Origin of the sequence: Labilibaculum euxinicum, assembly GCF_963678175.1 — a bacterium.
Classification (GTDB): domain Bacteria; phylum Bacteroidota; class Bacteroidia; order Bacteroidales; family Marinifilaceae; genus Labilibaculum; species Labilibaculum euxinus.
Map to the genome: position 1 here is coordinate 1,591,482 of NZ_OY782756.1, position 26,104 is coordinate 1,617,585.

23 protein-coding genes are annotated in these 26,104 nt (G+C 37.1%); 11 read left to right on the forward strand and 12 right to left on the reverse strand.

The features are described from left to right. Window positions 1–20: 20 nt before the first annotated feature. The 4 genes from ACY0M5_RS06715 to ACY0M5_RS06730 all read left to right on the forward strand — a co-directional run bounded on the left by ACY0M5_RS06715 (window position 21) and on the right by ACY0M5_RS06730 (window position 5,206). Window positions 21–2,486: a TonB-dependent receptor gene (locus ACY0M5_RS06715; protein ID WP_461631223.1), complete on the forward strand. Its 2,466-nt coding sequence runs from the start codon at window positions 21–23 to the stop codon at window positions 2,484–2,486. Window positions 2,487–2,540: 54 nt separating this feature from the next. Continuing rightward, entirely contained in the window at window positions 2,541–3,131 is a 591-nt protein-coding gene (pnuC, locus tag ACY0M5_RS06720; protein WP_461631224.1) for a nicotinamide riboside transporter PnuC, read from the forward strand. Between the two features lie 53 nt (window positions 3,132–3,184). After that, window positions 3,185–3,802: a thiamine diphosphokinase gene (locus ACY0M5_RS06725; RefSeq protein WP_461631225.1), complete on the forward strand. Its 618-nt coding sequence runs from the start codon at window positions 3,185–3,187 to the stop codon at window positions 3,800–3,802. Window positions 3,803–3,946: 144 nt separating this feature from the next. After that, window positions 3,947–5,206 (forward strand): hypothetical protein, encoded by a 1,260-nt coding sequence (locus ACY0M5_RS06730; protein WP_461631226.1) that lies wholly within the window; start codon window positions 3,947–3,949, stop codon window positions 5,204–5,206. 52 nt (window positions 5,207–5,258) lie between these two features. On the opposite strand, the gene ACY0M5_RS06735 is transcribed toward ACY0M5_RS06730, so the two are convergent. Genes ACY0M5_RS06735 through ACY0M5_RS06755 form a run of 5 tightly spaced genes read right to left on the reverse strand, consistent with a single transcriptional unit; the run spans window position 5,259 to window position 11,045 of the window. Then, window positions 5,259–7,124 (reverse strand): sensor histidine kinase, encoded by a 1,866-nt coding sequence (locus ACY0M5_RS06735; RefSeq protein ID WP_461631227.1) that lies wholly within the window; start codon window positions 7,122–7,124, stop codon window positions 5,259–5,261. 39 nt (window positions 7,125–7,163) lie between these two features. Further along, entirely contained in the window at window positions 7,164–8,588 is a 1,425-nt protein-coding gene (gene dacB, locus ACY0M5_RS06740) for a D-alanyl-D-alanine carboxypeptidase/D-alanyl-D-alanine endopeptidase (protein WP_461631228.1), read from the reverse strand. Then, window positions 8,581–8,781: an exodeoxyribonuclease VII small subunit gene (gene xseB / locus ACY0M5_RS06745; RefSeq protein ID WP_124992293.1), complete on the reverse strand. Its 201-nt coding sequence runs from the start codon at window positions 8,779–8,781 to the stop codon at window positions 8,581–8,583. The genes dacB and xseB overlap by 8 nt, the downstream gene beginning before the upstream one ends. Window positions 8,782–8,791: 10 nt before the next feature. Then, window positions 8,792–10,192, reverse strand: a complete 1,401-nt coding sequence (gene xseA / locus ACY0M5_RS06750) for an exodeoxyribonuclease VII large subunit (RefSeq protein ID WP_461631229.1) — start codon at window positions 10,190–10,192, stop codon at window positions 8,792–8,794. A gap of 52 nt (window positions 10,193–10,244) precedes the next feature. Then, entirely contained in the window at window positions 10,245–11,045 is an 801-nt protein-coding gene (locus ACY0M5_RS06755) for a toxin-antitoxin system YwqK family antitoxin (protein WP_461631230.1), read from the reverse strand. Between the two features lie 328 nt (window positions 11,046–11,373). On the opposite strand from ACY0M5_RS06755, the gene ACY0M5_RS06760 reads away from it, so the two are divergent. Together ACY0M5_RS06760 and ACY0M5_RS06765 are read left to right on the forward strand one after the other, a co-directional pair. Next, entirely contained in the window at window positions 11,374–12,060 is a 687-nt protein-coding gene (locus ACY0M5_RS06760) for a hypothetical protein (protein WP_461631231.1), read from the forward strand. Window positions 12,061–12,226: 166 nt separating this feature from the next. After that, a complete protein-coding gene (locus ACY0M5_RS06765; RefSeq protein ID WP_461631232.1) occupies window positions 12,227–12,982 on the forward strand; it encodes a hypothetical protein in 756 nt (251 codons plus the stop codon). On the opposite strand, the gene dcm is transcribed toward ACY0M5_RS06765, so the two are convergent. Together dcm and dnaK are read right to left on the reverse strand one after the other, a co-directional pair. Continuing rightward, window positions 12,979–13,959, reverse strand: a complete 981-nt coding sequence (dcm, locus tag ACY0M5_RS06770; RefSeq protein WP_461631233.1) for a DNA (cytosine-5-)-methyltransferase — start codon at window positions 13,957–13,959, stop codon at window positions 12,979–12,981. The genes ACY0M5_RS06765 and dcm overlap by 4 nt on opposite strands. Window positions 13,960–14,152: 193 nt before the next feature. Continuing rightward, window positions 14,153–16,054: a molecular chaperone DnaK gene (gene dnaK, locus ACY0M5_RS06775; protein ID WP_124992287.1), complete on the reverse strand. Its 1,902-nt coding sequence runs from the start codon at window positions 16,052–16,054 to the stop codon at window positions 14,153–14,155. 357 nt (window positions 16,055–16,411) lie between these two features. Here dnaK and panB point away from each other — a divergent pair, with 357 nt between their 5' ends. Both panB and ACY0M5_RS06785 read left to right on the forward strand, forming a co-directional pair. Continuing rightward, window positions 16,412–17,230: a 3-methyl-2-oxobutanoate hydroxymethyltransferase gene (panB, locus tag ACY0M5_RS06780; RefSeq protein ID WP_461631234.1), complete on the forward strand. Its 819-nt coding sequence runs from the start codon at window positions 16,412–16,414 to the stop codon at window positions 17,228–17,230. A gap of 120 nt (window positions 17,231–17,350) precedes the next feature. Continuing rightward, complete coding sequence (locus ACY0M5_RS06785) at window positions 17,351–18,049, forward strand: RluA family pseudouridine synthase (RefSeq protein WP_191991597.1); 699 nt, start codon at window positions 17,351–17,353, stop codon at window positions 18,047–18,049. A gap of 71 nt (window positions 18,050–18,120) precedes the next feature. On the opposite strand, the gene cdd is transcribed toward ACY0M5_RS06785, so the two are convergent. Further along, on the reverse strand, window positions 18,121–18,606 hold the full coding sequence (gene cdd / locus ACY0M5_RS06790; RefSeq protein WP_461631235.1) for a cytidine deaminase: 486 nt from the start codon (window positions 18,604–18,606) through the stop codon (window positions 18,121–18,123). Window positions 18,607–18,926: 320 nt separating this feature from the next. Between cdd and ACY0M5_RS06795 the strand changes: the two genes are divergently transcribed. Together ACY0M5_RS06795 and ACY0M5_RS06800 are read left to right on the forward strand one after the other, a co-directional pair. Beyond that, on the forward strand, window positions 18,927–19,862 hold the full coding sequence (locus ACY0M5_RS06795; protein ID WP_461631236.1) for a glucosaminidase domain-containing protein: 936 nt from the start codon (window positions 18,927–18,929) through the stop codon (window positions 19,860–19,862). Window positions 19,863–20,175: 313 nt separating this feature from the next. Then, window positions 20,176–20,511, forward strand: coding sequence for a hypothetical protein (locus tag ACY0M5_RS06800; RefSeq protein WP_461631237.1), 336 nt, complete (start codon window positions 20,176–20,178; stop codon window positions 20,509–20,511). 260 nt (window positions 20,512–20,771) lie between these two features. On the opposite strand, the gene ACY0M5_RS06805 is transcribed toward ACY0M5_RS06800, so the two are convergent. The 3 genes from ACY0M5_RS06805 to ACY0M5_RS06815 form a co-directional block, all read right to left on the reverse strand. After that, entirely contained in the window at window positions 20,772–21,152 is a 381-nt protein-coding gene (locus ACY0M5_RS06805; protein ID WP_461631238.1) for a hypothetical protein, read from the reverse strand. A gap of 21 nt (window positions 21,153–21,173) precedes the next feature. Continuing rightward, the gene (locus ACY0M5_RS06810; RefSeq protein ID WP_461631239.1) at window positions 21,174–21,755 is read right to left on the reverse strand and encodes an RNA polymerase sigma factor; all 582 of its coding nucleotides are present in this window, start codon (window positions 21,753–21,755) and stop codon (window positions 21,174–21,176) included. 446 nt (window positions 21,756–22,201) lie between these two features. After that, window positions 22,202–23,185, reverse strand: a complete 984-nt coding sequence (locus tag ACY0M5_RS06815; protein WP_461631240.1) for an NAD-dependent epimerase/dehydratase family protein — start codon at window positions 23,183–23,185, stop codon at window positions 22,202–22,204. A gap of 334 nt (window positions 23,186–23,519) precedes the next feature. On the opposite strand from ACY0M5_RS06815, the gene ACY0M5_RS06820 reads away from it, so the two are divergent. Further along, window positions 23,520–23,891: a hypothetical protein gene (locus ACY0M5_RS06820; protein WP_124992279.1), complete on the forward strand. Its 372-nt coding sequence runs from the start codon at window positions 23,520–23,522 to the stop codon at window positions 23,889–23,891. A gap of 356 nt (window positions 23,892–24,247) precedes the next feature. Here ACY0M5_RS06820 and ACY0M5_RS06825 read toward each other — a convergent pair whose 3' ends face one another. Further along, window positions 24,248–26,032, reverse strand: a complete 1,785-nt coding sequence (locus ACY0M5_RS06825) for an acyl-CoA dehydrogenase family protein (protein ID WP_461631241.1) — start codon at window positions 26,030–26,032, stop codon at window positions 24,248–24,250. Between the last annotated feature and the right edge of the window lie 72 nt (window positions 26,033–26,104).

The following is a 26,104-nucleotide window of genomic DNA, read 5'->3' on the forward strand; positions in this document are numbered from 1 at the left end:
AACGTTTTAACTTATAAACAATGTTTACAAGAAAGATGAACTGTGTTTTGCGCAGAGCTGCAGTGTTAATTTTATTGCAATTTGTATGTTTTATCGGATTCTCTCAACTTACCGTAACTGGTAAAGTTACCGATAAAGCAGGAAAAGCACTTCCGGGTGCCACAATAGCAGTAAAGGGAACTTATTTAGGAACCGTTGCCAGTTCGAATGGTACATACAGGTTTCAGAATTTAAAAGAAGGAAACTACAGTTTTGTGGTTTCATTTTTGGGTTATGAAAGTGCTCAAAAAGAAGTGAAGCTGGCTAAGTCAGAAGAAATTGACTTTAATTTGGAAGCATCTGCCATTATGGCCGATGAGGTTCTTGTTGCTGCTACCCGTGCAGATCGTAAAACACCAGTAGCTCTCACCAATGTGAAAAAGGACGAAATTGTTGCTCGAAATTTAGGGCAGGATATTCCCATGATTTTATCGTCTACACCTTCGTTTGTAACGACATCGGATGCCGGATCGGGAGTTGGTTATACTGGATTTAGAGTAAGAGGAACTGATGCGAATCGAATTAATGTAACCATTGATGGTATTCCTTTGAACGATTCTGAATCTCATGGTGTTTATTGGGTAAATATGCCTGATTTTGCATCTTCGGTAGAAGATATTCAAATTCAGCGTGGAGTGGGTACATCTACGAATGGAGCAGCTGCTTTTGGTGCAACAGTAAATCTTCAAACTTCGAAAGTTGCTTCGGAAGCATATGCTGAAATTGCAAGTTCTGCCGGATCATTTAATACGTTTAAAAATACGGTTAAAGTTGGAACAGGACTAGGAAAGAATGGATTTTCTTTCGATGCACGTTTATCTAAAATTACTTCTGATGGTTACATTGATAGAGCGAAAACTGATTTGCAATCTGTTTTTCTTTCAGGAGGATACTATGGCGAAAAAACAAGTATTAAAGCCAATTTTTTTGCAGGAAAAGAGCAAACTTATCAAGCATGGAATGGTGTTCCTAGTGTGAGATTAAACAATGATGAGGCTGGAATGCAGGAATATGCAGATAACTGGTTACTAAGTCAGGAGGCTGTTGATTTTATGAAAGCTTCAGATAGCAGAACTTACAATTTGTATACCTACAAGAATGAAACCGATAATTATTGGCAGAAACATTCGCAATTATTCTTAACTCATTTGTTATCAGAAAACACAAAACTGAATATTGGCTTGCATTATACGCATGGTGAAGGATACTATGAGCAGTTTAAACCAAACGATAAATTGAGTAAATATGGATTAGATCCAATTGTAATTGGAAGTGAAAGTATCACCAAAACAGATGTGATCAGAAGAAAATGGTTGAATAATGATTTTTATGGAACTGTTTTTTCTTTGAGTCATTCTTTCTCTACTGTTGATTTGGTTTGGGGTGGTGCTTTGAATAAATATGAGGGTGATCATTATGGTAAAATTCGTTGGATGAAAAATGCCGGTGATACTTTCCTTGATCATGAGTATTATTCAAGTACAGGAACCAAAACAGATTACAATACATATTTAAAAGCCAACATTGCAATCTCCGAACAGTTTAGCATTTATGCAGATATGCAGGTACGTGGTATTAATTATGAAATTGAAGGAATTGATGATGATTTTCGCGATCTGACTCAGAAGCATGATTTTGTGTTTTTTAATCCAAAATTGGGTTTAAATCTACAATTGAATAATTCTAACAGATTTTTTGCTTCTCTTGCAGTTGCAAACAGAGAGCCTAACAGAAGTAATTATACCGATGCTGAGCTAGGAAAGACACCAACAAGTGAACGTTTATTCGATTACGAATTTGGTTATAAATTTACTCGTTCAAATGTATTCTTTGAGGCAAACCTTTACTACATGGACTATAAGGATCAGTTGGTACTTACCGGACAAATTAATGATGTTGGAAGTGCCATTATGGTAAATGTTGCGGATAGTTACAGAATGGGAGCTGAGTTTAGTGGGGGAGTGAAGATTTCTAAAGAATTTGACTGGAGTGGAAATATCACTTTAAGCAGAAATAAGATTAAGAATTTTACAGAATATGTTGATGATTGGGATAACGGAGGTCAAATTGCAACAAGTTTAGGTACTACAAAGCTTGCTTTTTCTCCTGAAGTAACTGCTAATTCGATGTTTACATACCAAAAATCAGGATTTACCGCTCAGTTATCTTCTCAGTTTGTTGATGAGCAGTTTATCGATAATACATCAAGTAGTGATCGTAAATTGGATGCTTACTTTGTTTCAAACCTGAATTTATCATACGATATAAAAAGTAATATATTCAAAAGTATGAGAATACATCTTCAGGTAAATAATTTGTTCGATGAGGAGTATGAGTCGAATGCTTGGGTTTATAGTTACAATACAGGAGGTACACGTTATAAAATGGATGGGTATTTTCCACAAGCAGGAATTAACTTTCTTGCTGGCGTAACAGTAAGATTTTAAATAAATTTGCAGGGACACAGCATATTGTGTCCCTGCAAAATATATTCTAACAGCATGAATTGGATTGTTGATAATATCATTGAAATAATTGGAACCGTTGCCGGTTTAATCTTTCTTTTTTTAGAAATCAAACAGAATAAATGGTTGTGGCCGGTTGGGCTTTTAACCTCGGTGATGTACATTTATGTGTTTTTTATTGCCAAGTTGTATGCCGACATGTCTCTTCAATTCTACTATGTTTTTATTAGTATTTACGGTTGGATTGTTTGGTCGAAAGGAACTAGTCAGAAAGAACTTCCAGTAAGCAAATTATCGAAGGAATTGTTTTTAATTCTTTTCGGAGCCAGTATGTTAATTTATGTGGTAATCTCATATATATTGGTAACTTTTACCGATGGTTCTATTCCATATTGGGATGCTTTCACAACAGCCTTGAGTATTGTTGCTACCTGGATGCTGGCGCGGAAAATTCTAGAGCAATGGCTGGTTTGGGTAATTGTAAATGCGGTTTCTTTGGGGCTGTATATCTATAAAGGATTGTATCCAACCTCTGTTCTTTTCTTTTTTTATACTGTTTTGGCAGTGGTAGGATATATTCAATGGAAAAAAGATATGCTTAATACTGAAGCAATTTCCCGCGAATAATTACTTTTGTGTTTGATAAAATTCAAATTCTGAAAGATTTAGATTAAGTAAGCATGCAAAAGAAAGCGGTAATTCTGGCTAATGGTTCATTCCCTACACACAAAATTCCTTTAAACGAATTAAAATCCTCAAAATATATTGTTTGCTGCGATGGAGCAATTAATAAATTGGATGAAGCGGGAATTGAGCCTTTCGCAATTGTAGGCGATCTGGATTCTTTAAATCCGGAAATGAAATGGAAATACCGCGATATCATTCACCATTTTGCCAATCAGGACAGTAATGATTTAACCAAAGCCATTAATTGGTGTCTGGAAAATAAATTTTCTCAGGTTACTATTGTTGGAGCAACCGGACAGCGTGACGATCATATGATTGGAAATGTGTTTCTACTGCCACAATATGCAAAAAAAATTCGTGTAAAAATGCTTACCGATTATGGTTGTTTTACACCTATTCTCCGCTCAAAAAACTTCGACAGTTACACCCGTCAGCAAGTTTCAATATTTTCTCCAAACACGGAGACTCTAATTTCTACAGCCAACTTACGATATGCATTAACAGAGCAAAAACTGGAACTGATGAATCAGGGAACCCTAAATGAATCGATGGGGGACAGTTTCCGAATTGAATTTGAAGGCGGTCCGTTAATAGTTTATCAGGAATATTAATATATCTAACTGATTAGTAGTTGTTTTTTTGATTTTATTTTGAAGTCCTTTTGTTCTGGATACAGGAATGAAAAGCTGTTTTATAATATTCTTATAAACTAATATTCCTGTATATCTTTGTGGCGCAAAAAACTAATAAGATCTATGAAAAAAATTAACTACCTACTACTTTTAATGCTTTTCTTTGTTGGCATTCCTACCGGTAAAGCACAAGAGAAAAAACAAGACATTTCAGTTAAATTTGGAGGCTATGTGCACTCTTTATTTACCTACGATACCCGTCAGACGGTTAGTGCCCGTGAGGGATTTATCTTGCTATATCCAAAAGATGAACTTTTAGATGGAAGCGGAAAAGACATGAACAAAGGCGGCGTTTATAATATGGCTGTTATTCAGTCGCGTGTAAATGCAAAAATTGCAGGGCCTGAAATTTTAGGAGCGAAGACCAATGGTTTATTGGAAGCAGAGTTTATCGGCAATGCAGAATCGGATGTGAATGGATTGCGTTTGCGTCACGCTTTTGTAAATTTGGATTGGGGAAAGACTTCTTTGTTAATAGGACAAACATGGTCACCATTATTTGATGCTGAAATCTTTCCAACGACAGTTGGTGCCAATGCCGGATTGCCATTCAAAGCTTTTGCCCGTAATCCTCAGTTGCGTTTCACTTACAAAACGGAGCATTGGAAATTACTGGCCGCTATTGCATCGGAGCGTGATTATACAAGTACCGGACCCGATGGAGCGAGTAACAAATATTTAAGAAATTCAGGATTGCCTATTCTTCAGGGACTGGTTCATTACTATGCAGGAAAGCATGTGTTTGGACTAAGTGGAGAGTTTAAAAACATCAAACCATCTTTAACAAGTACAACCGGATCGTTAGAAGATGGTAATTTAACTAAATGGAAGAATGATGAAACTCTTTCGTCGTGGGCGGTGGTTGCATCTTATAAATTGAATTTAAAACCAATTACTTTTAAGACTCAAGCTACTTATGGAACCAACTTAACTGATGTGTTAATGTTAGGTGGATATGCAGCGAAAAGTTTAAATCCTATGACTAATGAGGCCAGTTATACTGGAATAAAGGTTTTAGGTACATGGACTGATATTTCTTACCTTAGAAATAATTTTGAGTTGGCTTTACATGCCGGTTATTCCAAAAATATGGGTGCCGATGATAAGGTTATTTCAGGTATGATTTATAGCCGGGGAAAAGATATTGGAGAATTGTATCGTATTGCGCCACGGGTTGCGAAACGTTTCGAGAATTTAAAGATGGAATTGGAAGTAGAATATACAGCCGCCTCTTACGGCGACGTTACTGAGAAAGCAGAAGTTGAGAATACCCATTGGGTAGGAAATACAAGAATTTCGGTAGGCTTGTACTATTTCTTTTAAATTAGGAATTGAATTAGATACAGAAGGCGGGCAGAAATGTCTGCCTTTATTTTTAAAACGGAATGGTAAAGTAGAAAGTGGTTCCCTCATTAAGTTTCGAGGTAAACCATATTTCGCCTCCTAAAAGTTCAACCAGACTTTTACTGATTGCCAATCCCAATCCGGTACCTCCGTATGTTCTTGTATCTGCATTTAAATCAGCCTGACGGAAACGGTCGAAAATAATTTTTTGTTTGTCTTCAGATATTCCGATTCCTGTGTCTTTTACAAAAAACCGGAGGAAGTCTCCTTTAATATCATATCCAATTTCAATTGTTCCGATGTTGGTAAATTTTATAGAATTTTCGATTAAGTTATTGAAAATCTGAACCAAGCGCATTGTATCAGTATTGAATTCAGAAATGCTTTTATCGTCAGGAACTGTAGTTATGATGGAAAGATTTTTATTATCATGCAAGTCAAGTATGGCTTCGTAAATTTCATTCAGATTTACGAATAGATTATCCAGAACACATTTGTTTTTCACAATTTTTAATTGATTGGTCTCAATTTTCGAGATATCCAATATATCACTGATTAAGCGAAGCAAGTGTTTTGTGTTTCTTTGAATAATTGAGATAAAGCGGGTACGTTTTTCTTTTTCTACATCATCCCCGGCCAATAGATCGGTAAAACCCAAAATGGCATTCATTGGAGTTCGGATTTCGTGCGACATATTGGCTAAAAATGCCGATTTCAATCTACTTGATTCCTCAGCTGCTTCTTTAGCAATTTTTAGTTCTTCGTGATTGGCTTTTATTTCCAGCAAATGAGCTTTTTCTTTTTGAGCACGAACCTTCCGTAAATGCATATTAATAGTCATCACAATGATAATAATTGTAAGAAGAATCAATACTGTTAGGGTTAGAATAACAATTTCTTTGTTTTCGCGGACAAAACTGTATGGTTCATTTATAATACGGGAATCTTTAGGGAGTTTCGATCTGTCAATATTGAATTGAGTAAGTTGTTTGTAGTCAAAACAATTCTCGTATTTTGCCTTTTGCGAAGGAATATCATCTATACTAGTACCTGATAGGACTCTTTTTGCCATTTCAGCAACTTGTTTTCCTTGATTTCTACCGGTAATTAATGTGCCTCCTACAGCCCCGTGACCCATGTAAAAATCCCAAACACAGTAAATTGGCACCTTGCAATAAGGTATTACTTCTCTAAAACTATCTTCGTAAGTATAATACTTCCCTTCAGAGTCTCTATTGTAAAGCAGATATAAAACAATCGAATTTTTATCCAGCGAGGAGAGTTCTTTTTGAAGATTCGGCATATTATCCGGTTGAATGATTCTGTAAGGAATCAATTCTTCCATGTTTTTGATATCATCTTCAACAAATTGTGCCATGACTTTTCCTGTGGTGGTTTTGTCGCTGACGATAACAAGTTCTGAAAATTTAGGATGATTTTCCTTAATGAGATGAATGGTAGAACAAAAATTCATATTTTCGAAAACTCCGCTGTATCCTTTCGGAACGTCAATAGTTGAGTTCAAACCGCAAAACAATACAGGTACAGATCCAAAAATCTGATTCTTATATTCTAATAAGAAATCATAAGCATTGTTGTCTGTAGATATAATTAAGTCGAATTTTTTATTCTTATATTTTTCCTGATAAAATTTGGCAAGCAAATTCAAATAATTTTGCGGGAAATATCTTTTTGTATCCATATCCTCTATGTAAATAGAATAGGATAATTTGGTTGAAAATTCCCGCTTGATACTTGATACGATGGAGTCGGTCCAACTTAAACCATTGTGGTAGGAATTTAAGACTAAAATATCTTTCTGATTAGCGGAAAAACCTTTAAAACAGAAGATGAAAAGAAGGAGTACAATTGAAAAATATTGCTTTGTAATTCTCATAAACATCAAATTAAATCAGTAAACAGATGCAATCTGAAGTTAGGAATTATAAAGCTGATTTAAAAGAGTTAAAAGTTTAATATTTACAGCAGATAATGAGCAGGAATAATTATTAATTAAAATTGTTACTCCATATTCTTTCCCTGATTTTGTTGTCAGATAGCCGCAATAGGTTCTTACGCCGGTCATCGAGCCGGTTTTAGCCTTCCAGTTCCCTTGCAGATCGCTATTCCGGCCAAATGATTTTAAAGTCCCTGATATCCCGGAAACAGGCAATGAAGAGCTAAACTCATTTGAATACCTGCTCCGATACATGATTCTTAAAACCTGATCGAAAAAGTCTGCAGAAACAGCGTTGAAGTGGGAGAGTCCGCACCCATCATACAGCGACAGGTATTTTGTGGGAAGACCTTTTTGATTCCAGAAATTTTTAACAGCTTCAATCCCGTTTTCCCAGCTTGCCTTTCCTGATTCTTTTGCTCCAATCTCGAAAAGCAGATGATCGGCAAAAAGGTTGATGCTTTTTTGATTGGTAAGGGTTATAATATCTTTCAGCTTCGGAGAATTCAAATTAAGAAGCAAACTTCTTTCTTTAGCCGGAAAAACCTTGTTTTCGATTGAGATTCCTACTTTCAGAAATGATTGATTCAGAGATTCGATTAAACAGTTTTTTGGCTGCAAAAGGGCACCTTTCACTTTAAACTGGGCTCTGTTTTGTGGAATGCTGCCTTCAATTCTTCGCTGATTACTGGTATTTCCTCCAAAAATATAGGCCAAATCGCGATTAACAGCTGAGCTGATTACCTGATTGTCGAAAAACAATCCTGTGTTTTGCGGTTCTGTTTTTGTCAATTGTGTTGCAGTGCCGGCTTTTCCCGATGAAAAAAACAGGCTGTACATATTATCATGAAAGCTAAGTCCGTTGGGAATTGCACCGTAGTAATTTCCAATATCTTCCCAGATCCATGTTGCTGGTATTTTGGCTTCAATATAAGAGTCGTCAGCCAGTATTTTTCCTTGAATTTTTCGGATGCCAAGAGCTTTTATCTTTTCCACAATAAGTTGCTCAATTGGTTTTTCGTTCTCAAAATATTTCGATCCCAGTGTTGGATCTCCAAAACCTTTTACAATCAGGTTTCCGGCAAGAGTTCCGTTTTTAAGAAGTTCTCCGTTGGTTTCAATTTGCGTTGTAAACTGATAATTGCTTCCTAAAATCTCCAGGGCAGCAGCTGTTGTAATTAATTTTTGTGTTGATGCGGGAGTCAAGGCCAAATGAGCTTGGTTCGATGCTAAATTTTTACCTGTTTTCACATCCGAGACTACAATTCCTATTCCGGCCGAATAAAAACAGCTGTCCGATACAAACTCATTCACGTAAGTCTGTAATTTATTAGACCCGGGTTTTTGAGCTTCACAAGAAATTTCCAATAAGGAAACAATGAAAACAAGCAGTAATTTATTCATCCATCTCATTTAAAATTTTCTCAACTTCTTTTTCTGTATTGTGAAGCTTCTCTTTGCAAATTACAAGAAGTTCCGAAACCCGTTTCACCTTTTCCGATAAATCATCCACATCCAGCTCGTCATTTTCGATGGAAGCAATGGTTTCTTCAATTTCGGTAATTGCATCGCGGTAGCTTGTCTTTTTTTTAGCCATTTGTATTTAATTAAGTCGTTTTAGTTTTCTTTTTCCGATTGATTTTTTGAACCTGACTTTCAACGCTTCCGTTGGCAAACCGGGTTTCAATAATGTCGTGGGGCGATAGCTGATCAATATCCTTTATTATTTTTCCTTCTTTCAAACTCAAGGTATATCCTTTTTTCAGAATATGATCAGGATTAAGATATTTTACCGATTGCCCGAATAATGACAGATGGTGTTTCTGCTGCTCAATCTGTCTTTTAATCTTGGTTTTAAGTTTTATCTGCAACTGACTGATAAGTGTTTTTTGATTTTCAATTCTTCGTTCTGTAGAATACTGAAATTGTGAATTCAGTCTTTGCTGATAATGAAATTGATCACCCAGCAAATGAGTACCGGCAGTTTTTAGTCTCTGTTTGGCTGCACTCAGCTGATTCGATTTCCGTTCCAGTATCTGACTCACCATGGGCGAGAATTTGTTGGTTAAGTGCACCAGTTTTTCCGATGAGGATAAAAGAACTTCATTCACCTCTTCTAAAAACTGCTCGCGTAAACCATTCTGATATTCTCTGCATTCGTCAAAACAATCAATTAAGAATTCGGCTGCTGCAGTTGGTGTTTTTACTTTGGTATGAGCCACCAAATCAACAATCGTTTCATCTCTTTCGTGTCCGATACCCGAAATTACCGGCATTGGAAATTGAGCAATGTTAAAAGCCAGCCAATAGCTGTCAAAACAATTCAAATCTGCCTGCGAGCCGCCACCACGAATAATCACGGCAGTATCAAATACATCTTCGTACTCATTTATTTTATCGAGAGCAGCAATTATCGATTCTTCGGCATTATTTCCCTGCATAACAGCCGGAAACAATTTGTAGTGGAATTTGTAGCCGAATGAGTTGCTGTCAAGCTGATTTGTGAAGTCGTCGTAGCCTGCAGCCGTAGGCGAGGAGATGATGGCAATGCATTTTGGAATCTCAGGAAAAACCAGTTCCTTATTCATTTCCAACACACCTTCTTCATCCAGCCGCGCAATAATTTCTTTTCTCCGCCGGGCCATGTCACCCAAAGTGTAGGTAGGGTCAATGTCTTTGATATTTAAGGAGAAACCATAAATTTCCTGAAACTCAACACTTACATTTACCAATACTTTTATTCCTGATGAAAAAGGCTGACCTGTTGTTGTTTCGAAGTAAGGTTTCAGCATTCGAAAGGTGTAGGACCAAATGGTAGCTTTTGCTTTCGCAATAATCTGATCGCTGTTTTCATCTTTTTCAACCAGTTCCAGATAACAATGTCCGTTTTGATTGTAACGCAGTTCACTAATTTCAGCCACAATCCAAACACCCGAAGTAAATGTTTCGGAAAGGATATTTTTTATTTGCTGATTCAGCTGAAAAAGACTGATTCCTTTTTGGCTCATCTACTTGTAATTAATGAAGTTGTGTTTCGGAGAATGGTAAATATGCAGGTGTTTATCTCATTTGCAGGCGAAGATAAGAATCCGGATCATCAACAAACTTTTCCGGATCAACCAAATGATCCTTTTGTTTTTCCATATCCTCTAATTTTTTCTGTTGGATACTATCCAGTTCATCCTGATTGGCGGCGATGCCGTTTTTGTATTCTATATTGAAAAGAAGCTCCCCTTTTTCAGAATAAAAATCCCATTTCCCGTCGCGTCTGTTATTTTTGTAAGTGCCGCTAAATTCAATCACTCCATTTGGGAAGTACGATTGAGTGATGCCATCTAAATTTCCGGAGCTGTAATTTGCCTCCAAATATGTTTTTCCATTTTCAAAATAACGTTTCCAGATCCCATGTCGTTTGCCATTTAGGAAGCTAAGAGTCTCGGCAGGTTTGCCGTTTTTAAAGTAGTACACACTTTCACCATTTTTTATTCCCCCGGTAAATGTTTCGCTGGCGCGGATGTTTTTATTCTTATCGAAATACACCCAAATGCTATCTTTTTTCGATTGTATGAAATTTCCTTTTGCAATTAGCCCTGCAGATTCATTGTAAAGAATGGCTTTCGCTTTTTGTCCTTCACTGGTGAAAAATAATTCAGCTTTTAAATTGCCGTTGTCGTGATAACGTTTCATTTCACCAATCGGGTAATTATCTTTAAAAGTACCGGAGTATTTAAGTCTGCCATTGGTGTGTGATTTTTCCCATACACCTTGTTTGTTCCCCAGCTCATCGGTTTTGTTAATTTGCTGAGCAAAGTTTAGCAGTGGCAAAAGGATAAAGGCGAATAATAGTATTTTTTTTGTCATCTTATTTTTATTGGGTCTATACAAAACTAATAAAAGATTGATTGATGCTAAAAAAAACAGATGGCTTTTCCCGTTAAAATCAAGACCTTTTACTGAGCGACTCTAAAAACATGTTGTACATCATTTTTAATATTTTTACGATCGTGCTGATTTTTTGTATTTTATGAGTCGGAAATGATCGAATATTGTGTAATTATGTTATGAATTACAGAAAGATTATTTCTTTAATTTTCGATGCTGTTTTATAAAAGATTCTGTAAGTGGTGAGATAGAATAACAGCAAAGAAAGAGAGTGTAAAATGTATGCATAACTAACAAAAATGGTGGTATGGAAACAATAGATTTTCCTTTTAGTTTTGATGAAATGCCGGTGGCGGCAAAATTCTTGCTGGATAGTTACACCCGGGATATGGCAGATTTCAACAGAATGTATCCTATATTCGATGAGACTTTTAAAGCCCGTGTAAGTGAACAAATTCAGCGGGCAAAAGAATATGTGAATTGTGGTCCCGAGGGAGTACAGATTCAAAACCTTCGTTCTGGAATTTATAAACGGATAGAATCTCTGAACAACATGATACTTGAGGTTCAGGATAACTTCCCGGTATCCCGGATAAAAGAATTTGATCAAATTGTAGAAATCATTGAAAAGAAGGATTTGAAAGCCATTCTCACAGTGATTCCAAAATTTATAGTGCAGTTGGAAGCGAATATTCCCCGCGAAAATGCCGAGGTAACCCAAACGATTATAGAGAAAATTTTGACACTTTTTCAGGTGCTCAAATTAAATAGAATAGAACTCAATCGTTTGCTTAACTCCAGAGGTTTGCTTAAAGAAGAAGTATTTCGCTGTTTGAATCATTTGTGGGCAACCATGCAGGATATTATGGAGATAGGACAGGATTTGTATAGAAAATCAGATCCTATGAAATGCGTGGAGTACGAATCGAACTACTTAAAAATGAAAGTGAAGAGTTTTTGGTTGCATACCAGTCAGGATTTGGTAACAAAGTAACACTTCACGATTCGTTAAACTCTAAATAAAATACAAAGCCCGTTTTATCATTCAAAACGGGCTTTTTGCTTAAATACAAATTTGATTTAGCCTGTTTATTGCGGGTAGTGCATCAGTTACTTTTACCACTGCGATTACAATTTGTCTTTATCATCAATCTAAAACAATGAAATTAGAGCTTAAGAATTCCTGTGAATATTTTATTACTGCTAAAAGAGAATTTAAAGCAGTTGCAATTGATCGCACTACAATTGTCGATTGCTGTGATTTTGCGTGGCGCATGGTTTTTGGGGAAGGTCATCATCGAAAGCATCGCTCAGGAGGAAAGCAGGAAAGGAATAAGGGCGAATTGTTTGCGAATACTTTTCAGGGGAAATTGGCCGAATTTGTTACCTACAGGGAGCTGTTGAAAAGAGGTTTTACAGACATTAATAAACCTGACACCGGTATTTACGGCAAAGGCATTTGGGACGATGCAGATTTAGAATGCCGGGGCAAAAGAATCAATATTAAATCGGCGGCATTTTTTTCCAATTTGTTACTGCTCGAAGCAAAAGACTGGAATAGGAAAGGGGAGTACATTCCTAATTTGGAGAACGGCACCAACCAACACTACGATTTCTTTTTACTGGTGAGGAGTAAGCCGGATATTAAAAAACTGTTGAAACGTCATCTGTTTTTTTACACGAACGAATTCGATTCTGAGCAGTTGAAAGAGATAATATTGGGTGAGAAATGGACTTTCGATTTTGCGGGTGTTTGCACTCAGCAAACCATCAGGTACATTATTGGTGAAGGTTATTTGTTGCCTCAAAATTCTTTGTTGAACGGCAAAATAAAAATGGATGCAGCCAATTACTACATCCAGTGCGGTGATTTAAAAGAATTTGATTTCCTGTCCGGTGAATTGAAAAAGCTCTAGTTAGGGCTCATTTTGCAGTCTATTCCCTTAATTGCTTTCAATATGTTTTCGGCAATTTTCTCGATAACGGGGACACTCACCGAGTTGCCAGCTTGTTTGTAGAGGTGTGAGTTGGCAATTTCGGGCAAAATGTAAGTTTCGGGAAAGCCCTGAAACTTAAAACACTCTTTGGGCGTTAATTTTCTGATTCCGAACTCTGTTTTTATTAAGGGTACATTGTGTCCGCCAGTGCCCATATTGGCCGTTAAAGTGGGGCAGACATCCGATTTGTTCTCTCTTACATATTGTCTTCGGAACTGATATACGGTATCTTCTCTTGTGATATCGTTCTGCAGCATTTCAAACATGTACTTGTCTTCGCGGTAATAAAATTTCTCATCTACTTTACCTTTCAGGAATACACTTTTTACCTTTCGGGTTAATGTTTCTTTGGCCGGAAAATCGAAGTATTTATAGTTTTCGGGGTACACATTTTTATCGAATCCGATGATGAAAATCCGTTCCCTGTTGTGTGGAATGTTGCCGTAATCTTTTGTGTTCAGTACTTTGGAGTGAAAAGAATAGTTTCTCTTTTCGATTTCGTTCTGAATTACTTTAAAGGTATTCCCCTTATCGTGCCCAACCAGATTTTTCACATTTTCGAAGAACAAAACTTTGGGTCTCATTTCGTCTACAAAATCGAGCATTCTAAAAAAATGATTTCCCCGGTTATCGCCGAATCCTTTTCTGTAGCCTGCCACCGAAAAAGGCTGACAAGGAAAACCTCCGGCAAGCACATCTACTTTATTCAGGCTGCTGATATCAATTTCCATGATATCGCCTTCAATCAGTTTGTGAGTGAAATTTTCACGATAGGTAACACAGGCGTTTTTGTCATATTCATTGGCCCAGGAAACAGCAAAACCTGAGTTTTTAAATCCCAGACAAATTCCGCCAACACCCGCATATAAACTCCCAACCGTAAATTTGTTCTTCATAATTCTGATAATTGTAGTTTGCGAAAATAGGGGTTTTTATTGAAAAATGAGAACAGAAACAGGATAAAGGAGAGTGGAAAATAAGAATGAGTAACCGGCCTGCAGGTGAAAGTAAGAATCAGTTACAATCTGTACAAATAAAAAATGGCGGTCAAATTAATTTGACCGCCATTTGCTTTTATCTGAAGTTGAATTATTTCACTTCTTCGAAGTCTACATCAGTAACTTCGTCATTTTTGGCTGCACCTTCAGCTTGTGGTTCGCCTTGTGGCTGACCAGCCTGAGCATCTTGTGCCTGAGCGTTGTACATCTCCTGAGAAGCGGCCTGGAAAACAGTGTTCAATTCTTCAACAGCAGCATTACATGCATCAACATCCTGAGCTGCGTGAGCAGTTTTCAATTTAGCCAAAGCATCTTCGATAGGTTGCTTTTTGTCAGCAGGAAGTTTATCGCCGATTTCTTTCAATTGCTTTTCAGTCTGGAAAATCATACTGTCAGCTTTATTCAGAGCATCAACTTTTTCTTTTGCAGCAGTATCTGCAGCTTCGTTTTCTTTAGCTTCCTGTCTCATTCTTTCGATTTCAGCATCAGATAATCCCGATGAAGCTTCGATACGAATACTTTGCTCTTTTCCAGTTCCTTTGTCTTTTGCAGAAACATGAAGAATACCATTCGCGTCAATATCAAAAGTAACTTCGATTTGAGGAATTCCACGAGGTGCTGGTGGAATGCTGTCTAAATGGAAACGGCCAATTGTTTTGTTGCCGTTAGCCATCGGACGCTCACCCTGAAGAATATGAATTTCTACAGAAGGCTGGTTGTCAGCAGCAGTAGTAAAAGTTTCAGTTTTCTTTGTAGGAATTGTTGTATTCGACTCAATTAATCTTGTCATTACACTTCCCATTGTTTCGATTCCCAATGAAAGGGGAGTAACATCTAAAAGAAGTACATCTGTTACATCACCGGAAAGAACACCACCTTGAATTGCTGCACCAACTGCAACCACCTCATCAGGATTAACACCTTTTGAAGGAACTTTTCCAAAGTAATCCTCAACCAGTTTCTGAATAGCAGGAATACGGGTAGATCCACCCACTAAAATTACTTCGTTAATGTCGGATGTTGAAATACCAGCATCTTTAAGTGCCAATTTACATGGTGCAAGAACAGCTTGAATCAATTTATCTGACAATTGCTCGAATTGTGAACGTGATAATGATTTAACAAGGTGTTTTGGAATACCGTCAACCGGCATAATATATGGCAAATTGATTTCAGTACTTGTAGAACTTGAAAGCTCAACCTTAGCTTTTTCAGCAGCTTCTTTCAAACGCTGAAGAGCCATTGGATCTTTACGTAAGTCAATTCTTTCATCAGCAAGGAAACTTTCAGCCAACCAGTCAATAATCACCTGATCGAAATCATCACCACCAAGGTGAGTATCACCGTTAGTTGATTTTACTTCGAATACACCGTCACCTAATTCAAGAATAGAGATATCGAAAGTACCACCACCAAGGTCAAATACAGCGATTTTCATATCCTGAGCTTTCTTATCAAGACCATATGCCAATGCAGCTGCAGTAGGCTCATTGATAATACGTTTTACTGTAAGACCGGCAATTTCACCAGCTTCTTTAGTAGCCTGACGTTGTGAATCGTTGAAATAAGCAGGAACAGTAATTACTGCTTCGGTTACTTCTTGTCCTAAATAGTCTTCAGCAGTTTTCTTCATTTTTTGAAGAACCATTGCTGAAATTTCCTGTGCAGAATATTTACGGTCATCAATTTCAACACGTGGAGTGTTGTTATCACCTTTGATTACTTTATAAGGAACGCGACTAATTTCTTTAGTCACTTTATCGTAACTTTCTCCCATGAATCTCTTGATAGAAGAAATTGTTTTTGTTGGATTTGTAATAGCCTGACGTTTTGCAGGATCTCCAACTTTTCTTTCACCGTTTTCTATAAAAGCAACAATAGATGGTGTTGTTCTTTTACCTTCGCTATTAGGAATAACAACAGGCTCGTTACCCTCCATTACAGAAACACAAGAGTTGGTTGTTCCTAAGTCAATTCCAATTATTTTACCCATTTTTAGTATTTATTTAATGTTTTAATTCTATTACTTGTTTGGGATGTTTGTTTCATCCGATATCAATTTATCAAAGCCTGTGCCATTAGTTATTTTGCCAAAAGAAATGTTATTCTGGCATCGGCGGCCGAAATTTTACTCATTCGTCTGACATGTTTTCTGCCAAAAAGACAGAACAGTCTGATTATGCATTAAGAATTATTAATGACGAATTGAGGGCTGTCCGGAAATAATTTTTACGCTTTTGCCTTTCTTCTTTTATCTTGTTGCTTTTGCCTTATTTTATAACTTTGCAATTCAATATTCATTATTGTTGGTTAGATTTGATTAACCAAACTAATATCAAAAAATTTAAAAATGTCAATCCATAAAGAATCCGCAAAGAGAGTAACTACACATGTACTTTCTGAAATGAAGTTAAAGGGCGAGAAGATCTCCATGCTTACTTCGTATGATTATTCCATGGCACTAATTGTTGACAGAGCAGGTGTAGATGTAATTCTGGTTGGCGATTCGGCTTCAAATGTAATGGCCGGACACGAAACTACTTTGCCAATTACCTTGGATCAGATGATTTATCATGGTGCATCGGTTGTAAAAGCTGTGCAAAGAGCATTGGTTGTTGTCGATCTTCCGTTTGGAACTTATCAGGGAAATTCAAAGGAAGCTTTGAACTCATCCATCCGAATTATGAAAGAGGCCAGTGCCGATGCCGTGAAGCTGGAAGGTGGCCGCGAAGTTTTGGAATCGGTGAACCGGATTCTTTCTGCAGGAATTCCGGTAATGGGGCATTTGGGCTTAACCCCGCAGTCTATTCATAAATTTGGAACCTATGCGGTTCGCGCCAAAGAGGACGAAGAAGCCGAAAAATTGGTTGAAGATGCTAAACTGTTGGAGGATGCAGGATGTTTTGCCATTGTTTTAGAAAAAATTCCCGCCGCCTTAGCTGCTAAGGTCGCTCAGAGTGTTGCAATTCCAATAATTGGAATTGGTGCCGGTGGCGGTGTTGATGGTCAGGTTTTGGTGATTCATGATATGTTGGGAATTACTCAGGAGTTTTCTCCACGTTTCTTACGAAGATATCACAACTTATTTGCTGAAATACAAGGAGCTGTAGAGACTTATATTGGTGATGTAAAATCAAGGGATTTCCCGAATGAGAGAGAGCAGTACTAAAAGCAGAAGGAACGGGAATAAAGTACAAGGCATCAAGTATCAGATCCGATGATAAGTATCAAGTCTTTTTTCTTATCTTTGCGCGCTTTCATTTGAAAATTAAATAAATAAGGAGTACCAATGGCGAAAGAACAATTGGATATATTATTCGAAGACAATCATATAATTGCTGTAAATAAAAAGTGTGGTGATATTGTGCAGGGTGATAAATCGGGCGACGAACCTTTAAGCGAAAAGGTAAAAGCCTATATAAAGGAGAAGTACAACAAGCCCGGAGATGTTTTTTTAGGTGTTCCGCATCGTATCGACAGACCCGTTAGTGGTGTTATTGTGTTTGCCAAAACCAGCAAGGCTTTAACCCGTTTAAGTCTGATGTTTCAGCAAAAGGATAAGGAGATCAGTAAAATATATTGGGCAATTGTTCAAAACTGTCCAAGACTCGAGGAAGAAACATTAACTCATTACTTGTTGAAAAACGAGGAGAAGAACAAAACCAATGTTTTCGATAAATTGAAACACGGAGCTAAGGAAGCAACTTTAGAATATAAGTTACTGACTCGTTCTCAGAAATATTTTATGCTCGAAGTTAAATTGCACACCGGTCGTCATCATCAGATTCGTGCGCAGCTGGCTAAAATTGGTATTCCAATCCGAGGTGATTTAAAGTACGGAGCTCCACGGTCTAAAACCGGTGGTGGAATTGGTTTGCACGCCAGGGAAATATCATTTATTCATCCTGTAAAACAAGAGCCGATTCGAATTGTTGCTCCTGTTCCCAAGAATGATAATCTTTGGAAAGATCTGGCGAATCAGCTATAAGCAAAAGACCAGTTGAAAAAAAAATAAATGGCTAAATCGTCAGCAAGTGCAGATGATTTAGCCATTTTTTATTATTCATCCAGCATTTCTTTTTCAAAATACAAGGGAAGCATTTCTTTTATGGTTTCAACAATTCTGATCTTTTTCTCACCATACAAAATCAATTTGATAGGCTGATTGAATCTTTCTTCTGTTTCCAATAATACCTGTCGGCAAGAGCCACATGGAGGAATCGGATTTCCTGAAAATGAGCCATTGGTGCGTGCAGTAACTGCAATTGCTTTAACGGCTGAATCGGGAAATTTTGAATTGGCATAGAACATGGCAACACGCTCGGCACACAGGCCGGAAGGATAAGCTGAATTCTCCTGATTGTTACCTTGGATAATTTCATCGTTTTCGAGGAGAATGGCAGCACCGACACTAAATTTTGAATAGGGTGAATAGGAGCGGAGAGCTGCTTCTTTGGCATTTTTAACCAATTCTTGTTCTTTCAGAGGTAATTCATCTACCGAATCGTATTCGAATACAGTTGTAATTATTTGGGTTTTCTTCATTTGTTATTCTGTTTGCTCAGATTGTTTTTACGAATTGTTGGTATTCCCGCTTAAAGAAATGGAAGCTTGTATCCATTATCAAACGGCAATTAAATCAATACTTTCTGAAATTTAAACATTTTTTTAATAATTATAATAAACAAGCAAGAATAGGCGTTTCCATACATCAGAAACAGATTGTTAATTAAATTAATTGTTTAAAGTAACGGAGGATAACAGGATTGTTATATTTTTATGGTTGTTTTGGAAATCGCGACTAATATATACATAAATAGATTGATTTCCCATTTTTCACACACGATTCAAAAAACCTAAAGCGAATGAAGAGAGTTTTCCTATATATCGTACTGAGTTTTGTTCTTGGTACATCTGTATTTGCAAAAGACTTAACCCGAAAACAATACATCGAAAAATATAAGGATTTAGCTGTTCGCGAAATGCTGCGAACAGGAATTCCGGCTAGTATTACTTTGGCTCAGGGTTTACTTGAATCCGGAAACGGCAACTCAATACTGGCAAAAAAAGGCAATAATCATTTCGGAATTAAGTGTCACGACTGGACCGGTCCGAGTATGAAAATGGACGATGACCGCAGAAATGAGTGTTTTAGAAAGTATGATCATGCCTATGATTCTTATAAAGATCATTCTCAGTTTTTAACCACCCGCTCGCGTTATGCATTTCTGTTTAAATATGGTTCCAATGATTACAAACGTTGGGCTCATGGCTTAAAAAAAGCAGGATACGCTACCGATCCTCAATATGCTCATCGATTGATAAAAATTATTGATGAGGAGAATTTGCATCAGCTTGATCAAAAAGGGAAAGGGGAAGATCTGATTATTGAAAAACCTACAGGAACCGATCTGGCAGATATTGATTCCTATTTGGAAATTGATCCGTTTGGAGCACGCTTGGAAATTGCGAATGGAGTACATTATATAATCACCAAAAAAGGCGATACATTCTATAGTATTGAGAAAAATTTAGGGGTAAGCCGAAAGAAACTTCTGAAGTATAATGATCTTCCCAGAAATTATATTCTGCAGCTCAATCAACGTTTGTATTTGCACAACAAGCGCGGAAGAGCAGCCAGAGGTTACAATTTCCACAGGGTGAAAGAAGGGGAAAGCTTGTATAGTATTGCGCAGGAATACGGAGTTCGGTTGAAGAGAATCCGAAGATTTAATGGAGTAGATAAGAATTACAAGCCCGAGCCTGGAGAAAGAATCTGGTTAAGAAATAAAAAGAGATAGGCAATACCAAATTAAGATCAAAATTGATCTTATAAAATAGTGCTTATAGAATCAAGTCATAGCCTGACAAGAACGGCTTGTATATAGTCATAGCCTGACAAGCTGATATTTTAAGCAGGCTGTTGATATTAAATTGGTACAATTAAATCCGGTTCGAAAGAATCGGATTTTTAATTGATTAGGTTTTTCCTTATGTTTTACATAAATTTAAAATGCGAAAGAAAGGTAATGGAGTACCCATCGACCTAAGGGAAACCGTGGATATTTGCATCAGTATTTTGCATTTTTAATTTTTTAACTAAATCGAAAACAAATGAGACAGCTTTTTTTTATTGTTCTTTTAGCAATTTTTGCCGGTAGTTGTGCAATAACTCAAACTACTGTTACGCCGCCACCTAATGCAAATGTGCCCAAGCATGCTGTTTTTATTTCGCAATCGGGAACTCAGAATTATTTAATGCAAACAGTGCTGGATTTGAAGAACAATGAAATGGTGGTGTTGAGTTATAATTATCTGTCAACTGTAATTAGAACAGGTATTTATTTAAATCCTGATGATTACAAAGGGGGGCAGCTTATAGGAACAGATGCACCCTTTAAAGAAGAAGTGGAAGAAAACAAAACAGAAACTTCAGAGAAAAATAAATAAATTAAAAATGGGGCAATCCAATAGCAGATTGCCCCATTTTATTTTGAACTATTTTAAGTTTGAAATTCTCAACACTCAAAGCTTAGATTGCAAACTTGGATTTTCAAATTTCATCTATTAGCTCATCCTATCCTTCTCTTGAAGTAGAAGAGAACGCATCTTCGATTTTAATTGTGAGTATAAACAAGATTTTGTTGATCCAGTATTTATTTGGAATGTTGCTCCCCTTCACATTTAGAAAAAGGGATTGTGGGATGGTTTTATTCTTCCAATTGATCCTTTGTGCGGCTCAGCAGCAGTACATCGGCTAACTGAATCGAAAGAATACAAAGCACACCAAACAGAAGAGGATATTTGTACGTGAAAACCAGTTCGAGAATGACATCCACTTTCGCCGATTTTAAATAGTAAAGCAGGCCAAAAGCGATTCCGGGAATGCCAAGATATCCTAAAGTCATCATTAACATACGCAGCAATGCCTCTTTAACCGATTTTTGTTTTTCCACCTTTTCGGTCACTAAATCGGCAAAATCATCAGGAATCGAAACCGAAAAATCCTGCTCAAGACTTTCGGTAAGCAGTTCATCAATCAGTTTTAATTCATCTAAATTCCAGTTTTCTTCAGCATTTTCGAAATTCATATTCATATCTGTATTAAAATATCAAAGTTCTTTCCTCTCATATCTTGAATCTCTTTTCAATTCGCTTTTCACCAACATTTCTTTCAGCATTTTCCGGGCTCTAAAAATATAGTTCTTCACCGTACCTTCCGGCAACTCTGTAATTTCAACAATCTCATTGTATCCATATTCCTCCAAATGATACAAACTCAAAACCGTTTTGTATTGAGCCGGCAGTCTGTCAACCATTTGCCGAACCATCTCCTTTAACTCTTTTTTCTGCGTCAATTGCTCCGGATTTTCATCTGAAACTCTGCTGTGTTGAAGCGATTCGTATTGCGATTCTCCAATATCTACATCGGGCTTTCGCTTTTTTAAATGATTCACCGATACCCGGTAAGCGATGGTTGCAATCCAGGTCGAAAGTTTCGAATCACCTCTAAATTCAGGCAGTTTTTGATGCACTTTTATAAAAACTTCCTGCGCTACATCCTCCAAATCTTCCTGCTGATTCAACAATCTTCCAGCTACATGAAACACCAATCGCTCGTACTGCTTCACCAAGTATCGGAAAGCTTGAGGATTGCCATTACATATTTGTTGTATCAGCTCGGTTTCGTTCATCTTTGATGGAGTAGACAAGCACTCTCATTTATTTGTTGCATGATATCGCAATTAAATTTCATTTTCTTTTGGGCGTTCCCCTTCGGGTCGGGTCATCCGCTATTACTCCTCGTTCGTACCTCACTGCGGGGTATGCGCTTCTACCCCTAACGCACCCCACACACGAAAGCAATTAGTTATAAATATAAAACAATTCCGGTCCTGATCTGTTGAAATGCCTCATCCTATCCTTCTCCTGAAGGAGAAGAGAACACATCTTTAATTTTATTGGTGAGAATAAGAAGATTTTGTTGATCCAATCTTTATTTGGAGTGAGACTCCCCTTCACCTTTAGGAGAAGAGGCCGGGGGATGAGGTCTTTTTGACGAATTTTAAATCCTAAATCCCAGATTGCAAATTCGGGACAGTTGATTTCCTCATCCTATCCTTCTCCTTTAGGAAAAGGATTATAAGGCCTTATAGGCATTTAAAATATTATCAATCTTGGCATTGGTTTCAGGATTAATAAATTTCATATCCGGATTTTGATTCAGCCATTTTAAGGTTCTTTTTATTCCGGTGGAAAAAGGGATTGAAGCCTTAAATTCCGGCACAAAAGTTTTGATCTTTGTATTATCAAAAATGACACTTTCACTTTTATCGGCGAGCAGCGTTCCTGTAAAAGAAGGTTCTGTTTTACAAATAAAATCAGAAGCAATATGCACCACCTTTGCTTCACAGCCCAAACTGTCAGCTAAAATTTTATAAATCATGTTCCAACTTAAAATTTCGTCGGAAGTAATATGAAAAGCATGTCCTATGGCTTGAGTTAAACCTAATAAGCCAACCAATCCTTTTGCAAAATCATCAGAATGGGTTACAGTCCATAATGAAGTTCCGTCGCCGTGAATAATAATACTTTTTCCTTTTAAAATTCGGTCAGCAGTTGTATATTCTTTAAATCCCCCAATGGCAATAGGAATCACAGTATCATATGTTAATGAAGGGCGCACAATTGTAACAGGGAAATTTTCTTCCTGATAAGCTTTCATTAATCGCTCTTCACATTTAATTTTGTTATTAGCGTAATCCCATAAATTATTACTTAAAGGAGTCGATTCAGTAATTACAGGGTAACTTAGAGGTGTTTGATAGCACGAAGCAGAACTTATAAAAATGTATTGTTTGGTTTTTCCTTTAAAAAAGGCAATATCACGTTCAATATCATCTGGTGTAAAGGCAATCCAGTTTACAACAGTATCCCAGTTGTGTTTTTTCAGGTCGGTTACCTCATTAATTTTATTAATATCACCTACCAGAACTCTAGCGCCTGATATTTTCCGGATTGTATTCCCTCTGTTCAGGTGATAAATTTCAATTCCTTTTTCAATGGCTAATTGGGTGGATGAAGTACTTATGTTTCCTGAACCTCCTATAAATAATACTTTCATTTTTGGCTGTTGAAAGGTTAATAAAATCTTGATTAGCAAGATAAAAATAAATTAATAGTAAAAGTCACACCTTTAATCTTTCTTATTTCTGTAATTTAAATTAGGTCTTTTATTTTCTTCTGCGTTGAGGTTGGTAATGATGTGGGTTTTGCTTCGGGTTCCCGTTAGCATTTATAAATAATAAATACACTCAATAGGTAGTTTTTGAGTGAAGATTTATTTTTCGGACAAGTCCTGGGGAATGAGGTGTAAAAAACAAAAACTTTTTGCAACATTCTTTTAAGCACCATGGTCTAATAGAGCAAACACATTCAGAAACTTAAAAATTTTAAATATGAATTTAGGAGAATTGTTAATGGCGGCAGTGGTGTTCTTTAGTATCATCACCTTTGTGAAAATTTTATCGGCACACTTTTTAAAGCGTAAAATTATTAAAACAGGACACTTCGAGAGAGCAGGTATTTTGGAGCAAGATGCTGAAATAGAAGTAAAAAAACAAGTAAAATATGATTTGTATCCAGCTTTAAAATGGGGCCTGGTTGCATTTTTTGGCGGACTTGGATTCATTGTTATGGAATTGTTGGCGGCTTCAAATCCAATGTTTAAGCAATATGATAGCGCAATGCCTTACGGAATCTTTTTTGTTTCGATATCAATTGGTTTCTTGTTGTATTATTTAATTATGAGCAAAAAAGTAAAAGAGTAAACTTCTTTATCTATCATAGTCAAAGTAAAACCTCCGGGGGCAAGATGATTTGCTGGCGGAGGTTTTTTTAATATGCTAATATTATTTGAGAGGATTAAAACTCGTCTGTTTCAGGTGACGAATTTAGTTTGGGACTATAAGGTTTACCCTTCTGTCAAAAAGCAAGTCCCGGCATTAAAATTCCCGGTACTTAAAAGTGAACTCCCTATGCTTAAAAGTGCTTTCCCAGTACTAAAAAGTTCCTCTACATTTAAAAGAGTGTTTTTCTCAATGGATATTTCGGTGTAAAGGTTAAGAAGAGGCATATTGCAAATCCATCCAATATCTCATTCCTAACATCTAACGATCTACTGTTATCAGAAACAATATTTGTTTTCTTCAATCAATTTACCCGCGATTAACCGGCGCTTTTCTTTGCTGTTGAGTCCGGAGTGTTTTGTGAATCGTTTCAAACCCAAAAGCATCATTCTTAATTCATCGCCCTGAGTTATCGAATTTGCTGCATCTTTGGCATTTTTATGAATGCGATCGGCAGCATCATAAAAAAAGACCTCACACATGGCTACTTGTTCAGTACATGCTTCTTCGCCTTTTAACTCAATCAGCTTTTTCACGCGCAATAAAAGTGATTCTGCCTGATAGCAATCGGTAATGATATCAGAAATATTCATTAGTATTTCCTGTTCACTGCTTAGTTTTTGCATGAATTTTTGCGTCGCAGCTCCTGCAATTAACAGGGCACTTTTCTTAAAACCGACTATTAATTTGCTTTCTCTGGCCAACAGAGATGTATCTTCTTCGCCAAATTCAGGAATTGCCATTAATTCTTTCACAACGTTTTGGGCTGCCGATAAAAGAGGCAATTCATTTTTGAATGCTTTGCGCAATAAAAAGTCAACAATCAGCATTCGGTTTATCTCATTGGTTCCTTCAAAAATCCGATTGATACGCGAATCGCGGTAAGCGCGCTCCATTGGTGCTTCGGAAGAGTAGCCCATTCCGCCATAAATCTGAACACCTTCATCGGTTACATAGTCCAAAGCTTCGGATGCTGCCACTTTTAGAATGGCAGCTTCGGCAGCAAATTCTTTTTGAGCCTGAATAACAGCTTTTTCTTTCGGTATTCCTTCTTCAAGTAAATGAAGCATTGCATTTTGTATGTCGTTGCTACAGCGGTAAATGGCCGATTCAACCGTATAAGTTCGGATTGCCTGTTCTGCAATTTTGTATTGTATGGCACCAAAATTAGCAATGGCCTGTCCGAATTGTATGCGCTCATTGGCATAGGTAATTGAATGGGTAATTATTTTTTTGCCTGCACCTAAAACGGCGGCAGCCAATTTTATTCTGCCGTTGTTCAGAATATTTAAGGCGATTTTAAAACCTTCGCCACGTTCGCCAAGCAGATTTTCTGCCGGAACTTTACAATCTTCAAAAAACATCATGCAGGTCGATGAGCCTTTAATCCCCATCTTTTTTTCTTCCAGTCCGAGCTTGATACCGTTAAAAGTTTTCTCAACAATAAACGCACTAAGGTTTTTATCATCATCGATCTTGGCAAAAACGGTGTAGATGTCCGCAAAGCCGGCATTGGTGATCCACATTTTTTGCCCGTTTAAAACATAGTGAGATCCGTCAGCCGAAAGTATGGCTTTACTTTTTCCTGAATTGGCATCCGAACCCGCTCCGGGTTCAGTTAAACAATAGGCTCCTTTAGCTTCACCGCTTGCCAGCAGTGGTAAATACCTTTCTTTTTGTTCTTTGGTTCCGTAATACAAAATTGGAAGGGTGCCAATACCCACATGTGCGGCGTAGGCAACAGCAAAAGAGCTGTAGGTTCCCATAATTTCGGTACTCAGCATCGAGGTATTCAGATCCTGACCGAAACCACCGTATTCTTCCGGAACGGCAATGCCTAAAAGGCCTAACTCACCTGCTTTATCCATGAGGGAGGTCATTAATCCTTCTTTCTGACTGTCGATTTCATCCAATAGAGGAAGAATTTCTTTTTCTTGAAAATCATGACAAGTTTCCATGATCATTTTTTGCTCTTCCGAAATTTCTTCAGGAATAAAAATATCCTGAGGACAGGTTTCTTTCACTAAGAATTGTCCGCCTTTTACTGTTTTTATCTTTTCCATCTTTAATGAGTTTAGAGTTATTTTTCTCACTCCTAAATCCCCTAAAGGGGACTTTGAAAAAACAATGTCAAT